Origin of the sequence: Dactylosporangium sp. NPDC049742 (assembly GCF_040674675.1) — a bacterium.
GTDB lineage: Bacteria > Actinomycetota > Actinomycetes > Mycobacteriales > Micromonosporaceae > Dactylosporangium > Dactylosporangium maewongense.
In genome coordinates this window covers 195659-211217 of record NZ_JBFANF010000001.1, presented here as the reverse complement: position 1 = coordinate 211217, position 15559 = coordinate 195659, and the positions used below count along the sequence as shown (strand labels likewise).

The 15559-nt window shown below is 70.8% G+C and carries 16 protein-coding genes; 9 read left to right on the top strand and 7 right to left on the bottom strand.

What is annotated here, in order from left to right; translation table 11 throughout:
* Positions 1–46: 46 nt before the first annotated feature.
* The 3 genes from AB0J72_RS00955 to AB0J72_RS00945 are packed head-to-tail and all read left to right on the top strand — an operon-like array spanning position 47 to position 2165.
* Positions 47–1681 carry a sodium:solute symporter family protein gene (locus AB0J72_RS00955; protein WP_363392995.1) on the top strand — a complete coding sequence of 545 codons (1635 nt, stop codon included), beginning with the start codon at positions 47–49 and terminating at the stop codon, positions 1679–1681.
* 12 nt (positions 1682–1693) lie between these two features.
* The gene (locus AB0J72_RS00950) at positions 1694–1978 is read left to right on the top strand and encodes a hypothetical protein (protein ID WP_363392992.1); all 285 of its coding nucleotides are present in this window, start codon (positions 1694–1696) and stop codon (positions 1976–1978) included.
* A gap of 43 nt (positions 1979–2021) precedes the next feature.
* The gene (locus AB0J72_RS00945; protein WP_363392990.1) at positions 2022–2165 is read left to right on the top strand and encodes a hypothetical protein; all 144 of its coding nucleotides are present in this window, start codon (positions 2022–2024) and stop codon (positions 2163–2165) included.
* 17 nt (positions 2166–2182) lie between these two features.
* Here AB0J72_RS00945 and AB0J72_RS00940 read toward each other — a convergent pair whose 3' ends face one another.
* The gene (locus AB0J72_RS00940) at positions 2183–2494 is read right to left on the bottom strand and encodes a hypothetical protein (RefSeq protein WP_363392987.1); all 312 of its coding nucleotides are present in this window, start codon (positions 2492–2494) and stop codon (positions 2183–2185) included.
* Positions 2495–2497: 3 nt separating this feature from the next.
* Between AB0J72_RS00940 and AB0J72_RS00935 the strand changes: the two genes are divergently transcribed.
* The 3 genes from AB0J72_RS00935 to AB0J72_RS00925 are packed head-to-tail and all read left to right on the top strand — an operon-like array spanning position 2498 to position 5679.
* Positions 2498–3511 (top strand): hypothetical protein, encoded by a 1014-nt coding sequence (locus AB0J72_RS00935; protein WP_363392984.1) that lies wholly within the window; start codon positions 2498–2500, stop codon positions 3509–3511.
* An 18-nt stretch (positions 3512–3529) separates the two neighbouring features.
* Positions 3530–4225, top strand: coding sequence for a response regulator transcription factor (locus AB0J72_RS00930; RefSeq protein ID WP_344501042.1), 696 nt, complete (start codon positions 3530–3532; stop codon positions 4223–4225).
* Entirely contained in the window at positions 4222–5679 is a 1458-nt protein-coding gene (locus AB0J72_RS00925; protein WP_363392981.1) for a HAMP domain-containing sensor histidine kinase, read from the top strand. Before AB0J72_RS00930 ends, AB0J72_RS00925 begins: the two co-directional genes overlap by 4 nt.
* A 61-nt stretch (positions 5680–5740) precedes the next feature.
* Here the strand turns inward: AB0J72_RS00925 and AB0J72_RS00920 are convergent, their stop codons facing one another.
* Positions 5741–8620 carry a carbohydrate-binding protein gene (locus tag AB0J72_RS00920; RefSeq protein WP_363392978.1) on the bottom strand — a complete coding sequence of 960 codons (2880 nt, stop codon included), beginning with the start codon at positions 8618–8620 and terminating at the stop codon, positions 5741–5743.
* Between the two features lie 180 nt (positions 8621–8800).
* Between AB0J72_RS00920 and AB0J72_RS00915 the strand changes: the two genes are divergently transcribed.
* Positions 8801–9271, top strand: coding sequence for an alpha/beta fold hydrolase (locus AB0J72_RS00915; protein ID WP_363392975.1), 471 nt, complete (start codon positions 8801–8803; stop codon positions 9269–9271).
* On the opposite strand, the gene AB0J72_RS00910 is transcribed toward AB0J72_RS00915, so the two are convergent.
* The 5 genes from AB0J72_RS00910 to AB0J72_RS00890 form a co-directional block, all read right to left on the bottom strand.
* Entirely contained in the window at positions 9252–10334 is a 1083-nt protein-coding gene (locus tag AB0J72_RS00910; RefSeq protein WP_363392972.1) for a hypothetical protein, read from the bottom strand. The genes AB0J72_RS00915 and AB0J72_RS00910 overlap by 20 nt on opposite strands.
* On the bottom strand, positions 10331–10852 hold the full coding sequence (locus tag AB0J72_RS00905; RefSeq protein WP_363392969.1) for a SigE family RNA polymerase sigma factor: 522 nt from the start codon (positions 10850–10852) through the stop codon (positions 10331–10333). Before AB0J72_RS00905 ends, AB0J72_RS00910 begins: the two co-directional genes overlap by 4 nt.
* Positions 10853–10943: 91 nt before the next feature.
* A complete protein-coding gene (locus tag AB0J72_RS00900; protein WP_363392966.1) occupies positions 10944–11411 on the bottom strand; it encodes a Rieske (2Fe-2S) protein in 468 nt (155 codons plus the stop codon).
* A 17-nt stretch (positions 11412–11428) separates the two neighbouring features.
* Entirely contained in the window at positions 11429–12007 is a 579-nt protein-coding gene (locus AB0J72_RS00895) for a DUF6529 family protein (RefSeq protein ID WP_363392963.1), read from the bottom strand.
* Between the two features lie 16 nt (positions 12008–12023).
* Entirely contained in the window at positions 12024–12731 is a 708-nt protein-coding gene (locus tag AB0J72_RS00890; RefSeq protein WP_363392960.1) for a hypothetical protein, read from the bottom strand.
* A gap of 144 nt (positions 12732–12875) precedes the next feature.
* Here AB0J72_RS00890 and AB0J72_RS00885 point away from each other — a divergent pair, with 144 nt between their 5' ends.
* The gene (locus tag AB0J72_RS00885; RefSeq protein ID WP_363392957.1) at positions 12876–14783 is read left to right on the top strand and encodes an adenylate/guanylate cyclase domain-containing protein; all 1908 of its coding nucleotides are present in this window, start codon (positions 12876–12878) and stop codon (positions 14781–14783) included.
* 56 nt (positions 14784–14839) lie between these two features.
* Complete coding sequence (locus AB0J72_RS00880; protein WP_363392954.1) at positions 14840–15496, top strand: Crp/Fnr family transcriptional regulator; 657 nt, start codon at positions 14840–14842, stop codon at positions 15494–15496.
* Positions 15497–15559: the final 63 nt, after the last annotated feature.

Genomic DNA, 15559 nt, shown 5'->3' with positions numbered 1-15559 from the left:
CGGGGAGGAACGGGTGCGAACGCTCGCCGATGGTCTCCGCCTACAGATGGACGCGCTGGACTACGTCCTGCTGTCGCTCTACTTCATCACCGTCCTGGGCGTGGGCCTCGCCGCCCGCCGCTCCATCAAGAACAGCGCCGACTTCTTCCTGTCCGGGCGTTCGCTGCCCGCCTGGGTGACCGGCCTCGCGTTCGTCTCCGCCAACCTGGGCGCCCTGGAGATCCTGGGCATGGCCGCCAACGGCGCCAAGTACGGCATCATGACCGTCCACTACTACTGGGTCGGCGCCGTGCCGGCCATGGTGTTCCTCGGCATCGTCATGATGCCCTTCTACTACGGCTCCAAGGTCCGCAGCGTCCCCGAGTACATGCGGCGCCGCTTCAACCGCCCCGCCCACCTGCTCAACGCGCTGTCGTTCGCGCTCGCCCAGGTCCTCATCGCGGGCGTCAACCTGTACGCGCTCGCGCTGATCATGCAGGCGCTGCTCGGTTGGCCGCTGTGGACCGCGATCGTCGTCGGGGCCGCGATCGTCCTGGCGTACATCACCCTCGGCGGTCTCTCCAGCGCGATCTACAACGAGGTCCTGCAGTTCTTCGTGATCATCGCCGGGCTGCTGCCGATCGCGATCATCGGCCTGGTGAAGGTCGGCGGGATCGACGGGCTGTTCGACGCGGTCCGCGACACGAAGCTCGGCGACGCCGGCCTGCACACCTGGGCCGGCACCGGCGGCAGCGACAACCCGCTCGGCGCGCCCTGGTGGGGAATCGTCTTCGGCCTCGGGTTCGTGCTGTCGTTCGGCTACTGGACGACGAACTTCGCCGAGGTCCAGCGCGGCCTGTCGGCGCGCAACATGAGCGCCGCCCGCCGCACGCCGATCATCGCGGCCTACCCGAAGCTCGTCATCCCGTTCGTCACCGTCATCCCCGGCCTGGTCGCGCTCGTCACGGTCAAGGGGCTCGGCGCCGACAAGGGCGACCTGCAGTACAACAACGCCATCCCCCTGCTGATGCGCGAGTTCCTCCCGAACGGTGTGCTCGGCATCGCGGTGACCGGTCTGCTCGCGTCGTTCATGGCGGGCATGGCCGCCAACGTCTCCGGGTTCAACACCGTCTTCACGTACGACATCTGGCAGGAGTACGTGAAGCGGGACAAGCCCGACGGCTACTACCTGCGCGTCGGCCGCTGGATCACGGTCGTCGGCGTCGTCGTCGGCATCGGCACCGCGTTCATCGCCTCCGGCTACAGCAACATCATGGACTACATCCAGGCCCTGTTCTCGCTGTTCAACGCCCCTCTGTTCGGGGCGTTCATCATCGGCATGTTCTGGAAGCGGATGACCGCGTGGGCGGGCTTCTGGGGGCTGCTCACCGGCACGGCCGCGGCGTTCATCGTCTACGCCGGCTACAAGTGGTGGGGCTGGTTCACGTTCGGCTCCGACCTCGACGAGTCGTTCTGGGGTGCCGGCATCGCGTTCGTGACCGTCGCGATCGTCTCCGTCGTCGTGACCCTCTTCACCACCCGGAAGACCGACGAGGAGCTCAGCGGCCTCGTGTACGGCATCGGAAGCCACGACCTGAGCGCCGGCGAGATCGCCGGTGACCGGGCCTGGTACCGCTCCCCGATCCTGCTCGGCGCCGGCGCGCTGATCCTGGCCTTCGCGTTCTACCTGCCGTTCCTGTAGGGGGTGCTGCACATGTCCGACCAGCCGACGAAAGCGGAGACCGCCAGGGCGGCCCGGTTGTTCGACGTCCGCCGCGTCATCGGCGGCCTGTTCACCGTGTACGGCGTGATCGTCACCATCGTCGGCCTGTTCGACTCGCAGGCCGAGATCGACAAGGCCGCCGGCGTGCGGATCAACCTGTGGATCGGGCTCGGCATGCTCGCGCTCGGCCTGCTGTTCCTGCTGTGGCAGTGGTGGCGGCCCGCCGAGCCGCCGCCGGAGAGCGACATCCCACCGGCGGACCAGATTCGGGAGTAACAGCCAGTTCCGGGCTCCGGCGCGACGGGGGACACTGCGCGGCATGGAAATCGTGCTCGCTGACATCGCGCCGGACCCGGAGCCGTCCGCGGCCGGAGTGGCGGTCGTGGTCGTGATCGGCGGGATCGTGGTGGTGACCGCCGTCATCGTGCTCGTCGTGTGGCTCCTGCGCCGGTCCCGGTCCTAGAGCAGCCCAGAGCGGCCCTAGAACACCAGCCCGATGAGCACCGACGCGGCGTTCGCCCCGAGACTCGTCACCAGCAGCAGCGCCGGGTCGCGGCGGCACGCCAGCCACAGCGCCGCCGCCTCGACCGCCACGACCGCCGCCTCCGCGCCCCACAGCGCTCCCGCGGACGGGCGCGGCGCCAGCGACCACCACAGCACCGGGTGCGTCAGCAGGTTCACCGCGACCCCGAGCAGCGCCGCCTTCCGCCAGGCCACCAGGCGGAGCGCCGTCAGCGCCAGCACGTACAGCGGAACCTCCACGGCGAGGGTCAGCAGCAGCGCCGGGATCACCTCATGAAGGTAACGCTGCAGTTCCTGGTCGCCGCCGGTGCCGCCCTCACCGTCGCCCTCGGCGCGCCGCTCGCCACGACCGTGCTCGGCCTCATCGCGTTCGGCGTGCTGCACAACGTCCTGGAGCTGCGCTACGTCACCGGGCGGTTCGCGCCGGTGCTCAACGGCCGGTTCCTGGCGGTCCTGCTCGGGCTGATCACCGCGATCGTGCTCTGCCGGCTCGCCGCGATCGTCGTCGGCCAGCCGGCCCGCACCGCGGAGATCCTCGTCGGCTACGCCGTCCTCGCCGCCGGGTGCGCGCACGCGCTGCGCGGCTGGCTGCTCGGCCTGTCCGGCGCGGTCCTCGCGGTCGCCGGCGCGGTGTCGCTGACCTGGCCGGCCTACCACTTCGTGGTCCTCGCGCACCTGCACAACGTCGTGCCGCTGTTCTTCCTGTGGGAGTGGGCCGCGACCCTGCCACCCGCGACCCGCCGCTGGTTCCGGGGCATCCAGGTGGGCTGGGTGCTCGTGCTGCCGTCGCTGCTGCTGTACGGCGTCGCCGACGCCGCACTGCGGGACGTCTCCGCCTCGGCGGTGGCCTCGTTCGCCGGCGACCCCGCGAAGATCGTCGCGCTCAGCGCCCCACCCGGCGCCGACACGGTCATCGGCGCGCGGTTCCTCGTCGTGTTCGCGTTCCTGCAGACCATGCACTACTTCGTCTGGGTCTGGTTCCTGCCACGGCACGCGCCGGACGCGGCCAGGGCCTTCGAGCGGCGGGTGCCGTGGCTGCGCGGCCCGCGCGCCTGGGCCCTCGGCGCGGGCCTCGGCGGCGTCCTCGCCGTGCTCTTCGCCGTCGACTACGCCTCCGGCCGGGCGATGTACGCGGCATTCGCCTCATACCACGCGTACCTGGAGTTCCCGGTGTTGCTGGCGTTGCTCCTCGGTGCCGATGCAGCGCGTTCACAGCTGGTTTTCAGGGAAACCGGACCCGGCAGCCAGGAAGCGGCGGCAATGTCGACGGTGACAAGGGAACACTGACGCACCTGGGAGCGAATCATGACGCGGCTGCTTGTGGTCGACGACGAGCCGGACATCGTCGAGCTGCTGTCCGCGAGCCTGAAGTATCACGGCTACGACGTGGCCAGCGCCACCAGCGGCCGGCAGGCGATGGAGGAGGCCCGCCGCTTCCGCCCCGACATGATCCTGCTCGACGTCATGATGCCCGAGCTCGACGGCTTCGAGGTGCTGCGCAAGCTGCGCGGCGAGGGCACCCGCGTGCCGGTCCTCTTCCTCACCGCCCGCGACGCCACCGAGGACAAGATCAAAGGCCTGACCCTCGGCGGCGACGACTACGTCACCAAGCCCTTCAGCCTGTCGGAGATCCTCGCCCGCATCCAGGCCGTCCTGCGCCGCGTCGCCGACCCGGCCGGCGGCGCCGCGGCCGCGTCGTCCCGGCTGACCTTCGCCGACATCGAGCTCGACGAGGACACCCACGAGGTGTTCAAGGCGGGCCAGGAGGTCCAGCTGTCGCCGACCGAGTTCAAGCTGCTGCGCTACTTCATGACCAACCCGGGCCGCGTCCTGTCCAAGGCCCAGATCCTCGACCACGTGTGGCAGTACGACTTCGGCGGCGACGCCGGCGTCGTCGAGTCCTACGTGTCGTACCTGCGCAAGAAGATCGACACCTCGGAGCCCCGCCTGCTCCAGACCCTGCGCGGCGTCGGCTACTCCCTCCGGCTGCCCCGGACATGAACGCCTGGCCGCTCCGCGTCAAGCTCGTCGCCCTGATGCTCCTGCTCCTCACCGTGGCCCTCGCCGTCACCGGCGGCGTCAGCCTCTACAGCACCCGCTCATTCGCCTACCAGCGGGTCGAGGACCAGCTCCGCGGCAGCGCCAACAAGCCGGGCGATCCCTGCAGGGTCCGGCAGGATCTGTTCGACGGTCCGGCGCAACGCAGCGCCTACTGGGTCGGCTGCCTGAACAGCGCCGGTGCGATCACGCAGGTGTACTTCATCAAGAGCGCGAGCAACGACGCGCAGGGCGCGCCAGACCTGCCCACCAGCATCGTTGCGCTCCTCGCGGATACCGACCCGACCCCGCAGGGCGACTACCTGCTCACCATCCCGCCCAAGGGCGGCGTCGGTCACGACTGGCGAATTCTGGTCACGCGCGACCCGATCCGTGGCCCGGTGGTGATCGGCCTGAGCCTGGACGAGGTCGACGAGACGGTCAACCGGCAGCTGTGGGTCACGATCGGCGTCGGTGCGGGTGTTCTCGTGGCGCTCGCGGTGGTCGCGTACCTGCTGGTGCGGTCCAGCCTGCGGCCACTCGTCGAGGTCGAGCAGACCGCGGAGGCGATCGCGGCGGGTGACCTGACGCGGCGCGTACCCGAGGCGCATCCGAGAACGGAGGTCGGCGGGCTGTCGACGGCGTTGAACACGATGCTCGGGCAGATCGAGACGGCGTTCGACGAGCGGCGGGCCAGCGAGGAGGCGGCCCTCGCGTCGGAGGAGCGCATGCGCCGCTTCGTCGCCGACGCCAGCCACGAGCTGCGCACCCCGCTGACGTCGATCCGCGGCTTCGCCGAGCTGCACCGCCAGTCGGGCGGCGCTGACGAGACCGTCGGCCGGATCGAGCACCACGCCACCCGCATGGGCCTGCTCGTCGACGACCTGCTGCTGCTCGCCCGGATGGACCAGCAGCGCCCGCTGGAGAAGAAGCCGGTCGACCTGCTGGCCCTGGCCACCGACGCGATGATCGACGCCCGGGTCACCGCCCACCACCACAAGCTGCGCCTGCGCACGCTCGGCGGTGGCGACGACGACGTGGACCTGGAGGAGCCGGTCGTCCTCGGCGACGAGGCCAGGCTGCGCCAGGTGCTCCAGAACCTCATCACCAACGCGTTGACGCACACCCCCGCCGGCACCGAGGTGACCGTGTTCGTCGGGACGGAAGGCCGCGACGCGATCCTCGAGGTCGCCGACAACGGCCCCGGCATGACCCAGGAGGACGCCGACCGCGTCTTCGAACGCTTCTACCGCACCGACCCGAGCCGCACCCGCGCGCTCGGCGGCTCCGGCCTGGGCCTGTCGATCGTCAGCGCCCTGGTGACCGCCCACGGCGGCAAGGTCACCCTCCGCACCGCTCCTGGCGAGGGCGCCGCCTTCCGCGTCACCCTCCCCCTGCACGCCCCCGGAAAGCCGTGATCCGGAAGACCTCGTGTACCCAGGGGTGCACAAGGTCTTCCGGATCATTGAGAGCGGAAGGTTACGGGTGGGTCCAGGTCTGGGCGCCCGTGCCGTTGCAGTCGTAGATCTGCAGCTGGGTGCCGTTGGTGGTGGTCGAGCCGGGGATGTCCAGGCACTTGTTCGCCTGGGGGTTGCGGATCGAGTTGTTCGCGCCGATCACCCACTGCTGGGCCGCGGTGCCGTTGCACGTGTAGAGCTGCACCAGTGTGCCGTTCGTGGTGCCGCTGGCCTTCACGTCGAGGCACTTGCCGGCCAGGCCGGTGATGGTGCCGTTGGCGTTGACGGTCCACTGCTGCGCGCCGGTGCCGTTGCAGTCGTAGATCTGGACCTTGGTGCCGTCGGCGGTCTGGCTCGCGTTGATGTCGGCGCACTTGCCCAGCGCCGTCAGCGTGCCGGTCCGTGCGCCCGGGGTGCCGATGCCCGGGCCGGTGAAGGTGTAGCTGTCCAGGTCGAGGATCGCCCCCGAGCCGCCGGTGAACACGATGTACAGGTCGTGCGTCCCGTCGTCCGGCTTCGTCACCGCCCCGCTGACCTCGGCGTAGGTCTCCCAGCCGCCGGTGTTGGGCACGGTGAGGCGGGCGACCTCGGTGCCGGTGGGGGAGTCGTAGCGGAAGGAGACCGTGCCGCCGCCACCGCCGGAGGAGACGCGCGCCTTGACGCCCGTGATGTTCTTCAGCGACACCGCGTGGTGCCGGACGCTCTCCCCGGACTGGATGTCACCGAGCCGCTTGCCGCCGTCGGCCGCGGCCGCCGTGATGACCTGCGGGCCGGACAGCGACACGTAGTGCTCGGCCTGCCAGTACTTGGGCCAGAGCGTGAACTCCGAGGAGCCGGTCAGCGGCACCGAGCCGGCCGCACCGTTGTCGGTGTAGGTGGCGCGGACGACGAAGAACAGCACCGAGTCGGGCCCGGCGTGCACCGGCCCGGTGTTGAACGTGGCGGAGCAGCCGGTGCCGGAGCCCTCGTCGTGGGCGTGCTCCTGGTGGCCGAGCGCGACCGCGATCACGATCTTGGAGCAGTCGATCGAGCCGTCCTGCGGGTCGGTGGCCGAGGCCGTGACGGTGAAGTTGTCGTTCCAGTCGAACATGCCGCCCGCCGGCACGCCGGAGATCGTGACGGTCGGCCGGTTGTTGCCGACGGTGATCGGCACGAGCGTCGTGCCGGTGTGGCCCGCCGGGTCGCGCACCGTCAGCCGCGCCTGCTTCGCGCCGTTCGTCGTGTACGTGTACGACGGGTTCGCCGCGGTGGAGTCCGTCGTGCCGTTGTTGTCGAAGTCCCAGGCGTACGTGATGGCGTCGCCGTCAGGGTCGCTGGAGCCGGCGCTGGAGAAGGTCACCGCGAGCGGCGCGAGCCCGTTGTCCTTGTTGACGGTGGCCTTGGCGACCGGCGACCGTCCACCCTGGACATAGTTGATTTTGTACAGGCCGGCGTCGGCGGCGCCGGAGAAGTAGCCGCTGCCGTACTCCAGCATGTACATCGAACCGTCGGGGCCGAACTGCCAGTCGATCGGGTGCACGAAGGGCATGCCCGCGTTGACCGGCTCGATCCCGCCGGAGACCGGGTTGCCGGTGGCCGGGTTGTTGTTGTCGAAGTTGACCATCTTGACCCAGTTGCGGCAGTACTCGGAGATGATCCACTTGTTGTCGTAGTACTGCGGCCACTTCACCGACGAGTTGAGGTTGGGGTCGTAGTGGTACACCTCGGTGTGGTTCGGCGAGCCGCACCCGCCGGGGCTGTCCAGCTGCGGCCACTGCACGCTGCCGCCGTGCTGCTCCCAGACCAGCGCCGGCTTGGTCGCCGGCAGCTGCTGCAGGCCCGTGTTGCGGGGCGAGTTGTTGACCGGCCCGGTGCTGCCGCCGCACGGGAACCAGCCGCGGGGCGCGTTGGCCGCGAAGTCCCAGTCGTTGTAGGCCACGTTCGGGCCGCCGCAGTAGGGCCAGCCGTAGTTGCCGGGGCCGCTCGCGCGGTTGAACTCGTCGAACGCCGCCGGCCCGCGGTTGGCGACCGTCGCACCCGCGTCGGGGCCGACCTCGCCCCAGTACAGGGTGTTGTTGGCCTTGGTGTCGACCCAGATCCGGTACGGGTTGCGCGTGCCCATGATGTAGATCTCGCCCCGGGTCTGCGCGCTCTGCGCGAAGAGGTTCCCGGCCGGGATCGTGTAGGTGCCGTTGCTCTCCGGGTGGATCCGGTTGATCTTCCCGCGCAGGTCGTTGGTGTTGCCCGAGGTGCGCTGGGCGTCGTACTGCGGGTCGCGGTTGGTCCGCTCGTCGATCGGCGCCATGCCGGCCGAGTCGCCGCCGGAGTTGGTGTTGTCGCCGACCGCGAAGTAGAGGTTGTTGTTGCTGTCCCAGGTCATCGACCCGGCCGAGTGGCAGCACAGGTTCCGCTCGGTCGGCCACTCGATGATCATGTCCTCGCTGGCGGGGTCGAGGACGTTGGTCGAGGGGTTGAAGGTGAACCGGGAGATCCGGTTGACCAGCGGCGTCACCTTCGGCGAGTAGAAGATGAAGACCCAGCGGTTGGTGGCGAACTGCGGGTGCAGCGTGATGCCGATCAGCCCGTCCTCGAAGCGCGCGTCCAGTTGGAGCGTCAGCGCCACGGTCGTGGACTGGGTGGTGGGGTTGTACAGCCGGACCTGGCCGCCGGCGGCGGTGGTGCCCCGGTTGATGTACATGACCTTGCCGTCGGGCAGCACGGCCAGCTCGATCGGCTCGCCCATGGTCAGCCCGCCGTCGAGCTTGACCTTCTCGAAGTCGCTGGCGGGTGGCGGTGCCGCGGCGGCGGGAGCGGGGGCGGCGGCCTCGACGGTCGCGAACGTCGCGAGACCCACGAGACTCGACGCGATCAGGGCCAGGGCTGACGTGCCGACGGTCCATCGTCGGCGGTGGGGGTGTTTCACCGGACCTCCTGTGAGCGGATTGCCCGATGGCCTCCCGCCGACTGGAGGACATCGATGTGCGCCAGACAGTAACGTCTTTCGTTCGAAAGCAACAGACTTTCCTCGATATTGACAAAAGTTGGTTACCTCTTCCGTGGTTGGCCCTACCGGAGGCCGGCGACAGTTGGGTATGAAATGAGGGTGTTCGATGAATGGGTCGACCTCTGGGACGTGACCCTTCGAATCCGGCGCGAAGGCTCGGGCCCGCCGGTGCTGCTCCTGCACGGGCACGCGGGCACCCTGGAGGTCTGGGACGAGCTCGCCCCGCTCCTCGCCGCGCACCGCACCGTGGTCCGGCCGGACCTGCGCGGCCGCGGTGCGTCGGCCCGGGCGACCGACGAGGACTGGCCGGCGCTCGTCCACGAGATGGTCCTGGACAACCTGGCGCTCATGCACTCGCTCGGCCACGACAGCTTCGCCGTCGTCGGCAGGGACCTCGGCGGCCACGTCGCGGCGGCGCTGGCGGCGGAGCACCCGACGAAGATCGACCGGCTGGTCGCCGTCGACGCCGTCCCGCTGCCCCCGCCGGGCTGCCCCACGCTCGTCCTGTGGTCGGACGGGCCGCCGTTCACCGAGTCCCTGCTCGACTTCCTCAGGCCCGGTAGAACATGACCGCCTCCGGGTCGTGCGCCGGCAGCGGGTACGTGTGCGTGACCTTCAACGCCTGGTCGAGCACCTTGACCTCGGTCGCGGTCACCACGACCAGGCCGCCGTCCGGGCGGAACCAGACGTGCTCGAACGCGCCCAGCTGCAGGCGCATCCGCTTGACCGTGTTGTAGACCACCACCGTGCCGTACACGTGGCTCGGGTCGCTGTTGACGTTGCCCAGCGCCACCAGCAGGCCGCTGTCGGAGACCGCCTGCACCGAGGTCGGGCAGCCCGCCGTGCGCTCGCACTCGTCCAGCCCGGTGACCGGCACCGTCCGCGTCGCGCCCGCGCCCTCGGTCGAGACCTTGAGGTCGTTGCCCTGGAACAGGTAGGCGGTCGTCACGCCGCTCGGCGAGTACGCCAGGTACTGCGGCCGGTCCGGCAGAGGGTGGGCCGCGCCGGTCGCCACGTCGTACCGGACGCCGCCCGCGACCAGCGCCGAGCCGTCGGGCGTCCAGACGACGGTGTTGCCGCCGTCCCACCGGACGTCCTTCGCCACCACGTGACGGGCGCCGCCGCTGGTGGCGACCACCAGGTCGCCCGGGGCGATCCGGTCGCGGTCCGGGGACGTGTTGATCGCCAGCCGGGTCCCGTCCGGCGACGGCGTCGCGTACATGTCCTTGCCGGTCGCGGTGCCGAAGTTCACCGTCTGCAGGGTTCCGCCGGCGTACCGGTGAAGCTCGATCGGCCTGCCGGCCTTCAGGGTGAGGAAGGACAGCGCGCCCGGGATCGCGGCAGCGGGCGACGGCGGCGCCGAGGAGGGCGAGGACGGCGGCGCGGACGGCGGTCGGGACGGCGTGGCCGAGACGGCCGGCACCACGTCCGGCCGGGTGTCCTCGTGCCGGACCTTCAGCAGGGCCGCGCCGCCGGTCAGGGCCACCGCCACCGCCACCCCGGCGGCCGAGGCGGCCAGCGTCCGGCGCGTCCGCAGCCGCCGCGACGTGCGGTCCACCCGCTGCCGCAGGCCGGCCAGGTCGGTGCCGGCCATCTCGCCGGCGAGGTCGTCCAGGCGATCGTGCAGGTTCATCGGAACATCCCCTCCGTCGCCGTGCCGGCGTGGTCGTCCGGCAGTGCCCTGCGCAGCGCCGCCAGCCCGCGGGCGAGGTGGCTCTTGAGGGTGCCGACCCGGCACCCCAGCAACTCGGCGGCCTCCGCCTCGCTGCGGTCCTCGAAGTAGCGCAGCACCACGGCCGCGCGCTGGCGGGCCGGCAGCGTCAGCAGCGCCTGCCGCAGCGCCAGCCGGCTGGTCGCGTCCGTGGCATGGTCGCGCCCGTCGCGGCGCTCGGGCAGGTCACCGGGCAGGGACTCCGGGACGCGCCGGCGCCGCCACCGGCTGACCTGCAGGTGATACATGACCTGCCGGGCGTACGCCTCGGGGTTGCCGCCGTCGCGCAGCCGCCGCCACGCCCGGTGGGTGCGGGCGAGGGCGTCCTGCACCAGGTCCTCGGCCAGGTGCCGGTCCCCGGTCAGCAGGTACGCCGTGCGCAGCAACGCCGGCGTCCGGGCCCGGTAGAAGGCCTCGAAGTCGTGCTCGTCCGGTTCCATCAGCGCTATAAACGCCGTCGGGCCACCAACGGGTTACACAGCCGGGTGCCCGGGATCCGCGAGGGATCCCGGGCACCCGACCCTGTGGGAGTTACGCCTTGGCGATGGAGTCGCCGTCGACCTTGATGGCGACGGCCTTGAGCGGCTTGCTGGCCGGCCCGTTGGCGACCGAACCGTCGGCGACCTTGAACTTGCTGCCGTGGCACGGGCAGTTGATGGTGCCGCCGGACACGTCTCCCACGACGCAGCCGGCGTGCGTGCACACCGCGGTGAAGCACTTGAACTGGCCGGCGGCCGGCTGGGTCACCACGATCTTCTGGTCCTCGAAGATCTTGCCGCCGCCCACGGGGATGTCGGAGGTCTTGGCGAAGCCACCGCCCCCACCGCCGGTTGCGCCGCCGGTGGCGGCCGCCGCGGTGTCCCCGCCGCCGGTCGCGGCGGGCGCCGCCCCGTCCGAGGAGGTGCCAGTGTCGCCGTAGGCCGCGCAGCCCGCGAGGGCCGCGGTGAGGCCGGCCGCACCGGCGCCGGCGATCAGGGTCCGTCGAGTCGTGTTGCTCATGGTTCTTCGATTCCCTTTCAGATCTTGACGCCGAACGTGGTGAAGAACCACAGCGCGGAGGTGACGAACAGGCCGGAGAGCGCGGTGAAGACCAGCCCGCCGAAGAGCGGCAGTGCCCAGTTCGGCACGCCCTTCTTGGCGAGGAGCAGCATCTTCGCGGCGAAGACCCCGTAGAAGAAGCAGCCGAACAGCGAGTGCATGAGCGTGCGGGTGTCGAAGTCGGCGAAGCCCAGCGCGTACAGGCAGTGCAGGGCGACCGGGATCGACGCGATGAACGCCAGGCGGCCGGACCAGCGGTGCAGCCCGCCGAGCCAGTTCGCGTTCGGCAGCGGGATCTTGCCGTACATGACGAGCGCGGTGAAGAGCTGCACGACCGCGAGCGCGAAGGCGAGCGTGGCCAGCCACACCTTGACCGTCTGCGGGCTGGAGAAGCCCGCGACGTTCACCGCGATGCCGGTCGGCTCGTGCACCTTGCCGTAGACGCCGAGGGCGCCGGCGACGAAACAGGCGACCAGCACCGGCACGATGAGGGTCGCGGCCGTCTTCGGGTTGGTGGGCTGGACGACCGGAGCGGTCTGGGTCTCATCCGGGGACATGGTGACGGCTCTCCTCTCAGTAACCGGAGCTGGCGTTGGGGTTGCCCGCCTCGATCGGGACCTTGGTCCCGTCGACCGTGACGGTCTTGCTGTTCACGTCGAACGGCGGCGCCTCGCTGGTCTCGCCGTTCTTCGTCTGCACGCCGACCTGGCGGCCGTCCGGCAGGACGACCCAGCTGGCGTCGAGCTTGTTGCGCAGCGACGCGGCCGAGCGGTACAGGCCCGAGGGCGCCGCGGCCACCTTGACGGCGAAGCCCCACGACTTCGTGCCGGCGGTGACGTTGCCCTTGACCTGGCCGCCGCCGTAGGTGCCCTTCAGGCTGCCCTTGGCGCCGGTGAGCTCGACCTGACCGTTGGCCATGGTGCCGTTGAGCCACGCCTCGACCTTCTTGCCGTCGCAGACGTAGGCGATCGCCTTGCCGTTGTTGACGACGATCGCGAGCGAGGCGGCCCCGCCGTCGACCGCGCCGGCGTACGTGACCGTGCCCTGCTGGCCGGCGTTGCCGCTGCCGTCGCCGGCCGGCGCGCTGGACGCCGGTTGCGAGGGAGGCGGGTCGGCGGCCGGTTGCGAGGAGGCCGGCGCGGCGACGGTCCCGGTCTGCTTGGCCGAGGCCGCGGCCTGGTTCTTCTCGACATCGTTGCTGAGGTCGACGTTGAGCGTGTAAAGGACGCCGGCGACAACAAGTCCGGCGCCGAGCGTGACGAGCGGTGCCTTGAACCTCATCGGTAACTCCCACAGTTGATCGCACCCATCAGGTGCTTCGATGAATATGAGACCGAGGTTGGCGTACCGTGTCTGCGTCCAAAGACGCACAACGCAACTGCTGCAATGTCGCCAAAGTGACCAGCTAGAGAATGGGTGCGTTCGATGCCTCGTGTCGTGGTCTGGGCGAGCCACCTGGCATTGCCCCTCGCCGGTCTGTGGCTGCTGCTGACCCGTCCGGGCGCGGACCTGATCTGGCAGCACCACGACACGCACTTCTGGCTGGTCCTCGTGGTCGCCGCGGTCAACGTCGCGGTGGGCGCCGCGATGAGCGTCGCCGCGCACCGCCGGCAGGACGGGCGGCTGTTCCTCGTCTCGCTGGTGTTCCTGGCCGGCGCCGGCTTCCTGTTCGCGCACGCGCTCGCCACCCCGAAGGTCCTCATCGCGCACCCCAACGCCGGCTTCGACATGGCGATGGCGGTCGGCCTGATCATCGGTGCGCTGCTGGCGGTGGTGTCGTCGGTACGGCTCCCGCCCGGCATCACCCGGTGGCAGCTGGCCCTGCGCCCGCTCCTGGCGGCCGTCCTGTTCGCCTGGATCGTCGTGTCGGTGCTGGACCTGCCGCCGCTGAACCGGCAGACCCAGGTGCGCGACGTCGAAGGGCCGATGGTCGTCGCCTCGTACGCCGCGGTCGCGCTGTACCTGGTCGCCGCGGTCCGCTTCTACCTGCGGTACCGCCGCGCGCCGGGCGTGGTGCTGCTGTCGGTGGTGACCGCGTTCGTGCTGCTGGCCGAGGCGATGCTGGCGGTGACCCTGGCCGACAAGTGGCGGCTGTCGTGGTGGGAGTGGCACCTGATCCTCACCGTGGCGTTCCTGTTCGTCGGCTACTCCGCATACGTGCAGTACCGGCGCGAAGGCAGCGCCGCGGGGCTCTTCGACGGGATCGCGGCCGCCGAGACCACCCGCCGGATCCGGGCGCAGTACACCGAGGCGCTCGAGGAGCTCGTCGCCGCCCTGCAGGAGTCCGAGGCGGGCGGCCGGCCGGAGCGGCTCGCGGCGCGGATGGCGGAGCGCTTCGACCTCACCGAGAAGCAGGCCGAGGTGCTCGACCGGGCCGCCGCCGCGCTGCTCGCCGAGCGCGACCTGACGGGCCGGCTCGGCGCCCTCGTCACCGTCGGCGAGCAGGCCCGCGTCGGCGCCGGCGAGGACGAGTTCCTGCGCTCGGCGGTCGACGCGGTCCGCCCGTCCTTCGGCGCCGTCGAGGTCGGCCTCGTCTCCGGCGGCGTCGCCGCCGTGACCGGCGCCGACGTGCTGCCGCTGACGGTCAAGGGCAAGGTCGCCGGCGGGGTGCGGATCCCCGCCACCGGGCGCCCCGAGCTGCGCGCCACCCTCGCCAACCAGCTGTCCATCGGGCTGGAGAACGCGCGACTGTACGGGGAGCTGTCGACGCTCTTCCGGCAGTACATGTCGCCGGACGTCGCGGCCGCGCTGCTCGCCGACCCCGGCCAGGCCGCGCTGGGCGGCCAGCTGGTCGACGTCACGGCGCTCTTCGCCGACCTGCGCGGCTTCACGACCTTCTCCGAGGCGGTCGAGCCGGGCGAGATCGTCGAGATGCTCAACCGGTACCACGGGGTCGCCGTCCCCTGCATCCTCGACAACGGCGGCACGATCGTGCAGTTCGTCGGCGACGCGCTGCTGGCGCTGTTCAACGCGCCCGCCCGGCAGGACGACCACGAGACGCGGGCGGTCCGCGCGGCCCTGCAGATGCAGGACGCGGTGCGGGTGATCGCCGCCGGGCACCCCGGCTGGCCGCGTTTCCGGGTCGGCGCCAACACCGGCCCGGCGCTCGTCGGCAACATCGGCAGCGAGCTGCTGCGCGGCTTCAACGCGATGGGCGACGCCGTCAACGTCGCGGCGCGCCTGCAGACGATCGCCGAGCCCGGCCAGGTCGTCATCGGCGGCGCCACCCACGACGCGCTGCGCGGCGTGGTCGCGACCCCCCTCGGCGACCTCGAAGTGAAAGGACGCCGACAGACAGTCCGGGCATATGTGGTGGAGAGTATGCATCCGTGACCGAGTTCTTCGACCTGCTGAACTCGAGTTGGTGACGAGCGGAGCGAGGAGGCAGCTTGACCGAGTTCTTCGATCTCCTGAATTCTGACGAGCAGGCCGCGCTGGAGGCGGCCGGGCACCGGCGGCAGTGGAAGCGCGGCGCGGTCATCTACCGCGAGGCGAGCCGCTCCGAGTCGGTGATCGTGCTCAAGGCCGGCCGCGTGAAGGTCTCCTCCGACACCGCCTCCGGCACCGAGGTGGTCCTCGCCGTGCGCGGCCCCGGCGCGCTGCTCGGCGAGCTGTCCGCGGTCGACGGCGGCCCGATGTCGGCGACCGTCACCGCCCTCGAACCGGTCGTCGCGCTCGCCGTGCCGTCGCCGGAGTTCGAGCGCTACCTGCTGGGCCACGCGCGCGTCTCGATGCTGCTCATGCGCGAGCTGATCGGCCGGCTCCGCGACGCGGACCGCAAGCGGATCGAGTTCGGCGCCTACGACACCACCGGGCGGGTCGCGGCCCGCCTCGTCGAGCTCGCCGAGCGCTTCGGCGAGCGGACAGACGAGGGGCTGCGGATCGGCCTGCCGCTGTCGCAGGACGAGCTCGCCGGCTGGACGGGGTCGTCGCGTGAGGCGGTCACGAAGGCGTTGCGCACGCTGCGTGAGGAGGGCTTGATCCAGACCGGTCGCCTGCACGTGATCGTACGGGACCTCACCGCATTGAGAGATCGCGCTCAATAGACGGGTTCACCCTTGCTTTGACCCTCGCACCACCACCCTTTACCCGATGTGGATCTTTACACC

What these genes read in the sequence shown, in the direction of transcription:
- AB0J72_RS00910 (WP_363392972.1), bottom strand. Translation starts at nt 10,334, where the DNA reads ATGAACCTGCACGATCGCCTGGACGACCTCGCCGGCGAGATGGCCGGC.
- AB0J72_RS00955 (WP_363392995.1), top strand. Translation starts at nt 47, where the DNA reads ATGGACGCGCTGGACTACGTCCTGCTGTCGCTCTACTTCATCACCGTC.
- AB0J72_RS00885 (WP_363392957.1), top strand. Translation starts at nt 12,876, where the DNA reads ATGCCTCGTGTCGTGGTCTGGGCGAGCCACCTGGCATTGCCCCTCGCC.
- AB0J72_RS00905 (WP_363392969.1), bottom strand. Translation starts at nt 10,852, where the DNA reads ATGGAACCGGACGAGCACGACTTCGAGGCCTTCTACCGGGCCCGGACG.
- AB0J72_RS00925 (WP_363392981.1), top strand. Translation starts at nt 4,222, where the DNA reads ATGAACGCCTGGCCGCTCCGCGTCAAGCTCGTCGCCCTGATGCTCCTG.
- AB0J72_RS00930 (WP_344501042.1), top strand. Translation starts at nt 3,530, where the DNA reads ATGACGCGGCTGCTTGTGGTCGACGACGAGCCGGACATCGTCGAGCTG.
- AB0J72_RS00895 (WP_363392963.1), bottom strand. Translation starts at nt 12,007, where the DNA reads ATGTCCCCGGATGAGACCCAGACCGCTCCGGTCGTCCAGCCCACCAAC.
- AB0J72_RS00935 (WP_363392984.1), top strand. Translation starts at nt 2,498, where the DNA reads ATGAAGGTAACGCTGCAGTTCCTGGTCGCCGCCGGTGCCGCCCTCACC.
- AB0J72_RS00900 (WP_363392966.1), bottom strand. Translation starts at nt 11,411, where the DNA reads ATGAGCAACACGACTCGACGGACCCTGATCGCCGGCGCCGGTGCGGCC.
- AB0J72_RS00950 (WP_363392992.1), top strand. Translation starts at nt 1,694, where the DNA reads ATGTCCGACCAGCCGACGAAAGCGGAGACCGCCAGGGCGGCCCGGTTG.
- AB0J72_RS00890 (WP_363392960.1), bottom strand. Translation starts at nt 12,731, where the DNA reads ATGAGGTTCAAGGCACCGCTCGTCACGCTCGGCGCCGGACTTGTTGTC.
- AB0J72_RS00945 (WP_363392990.1), top strand. Translation starts at nt 2,022, where the DNA reads ATGGAAATCGTGCTCGCTGACATCGCGCCGGACCCGGAGCCGTCCGCG.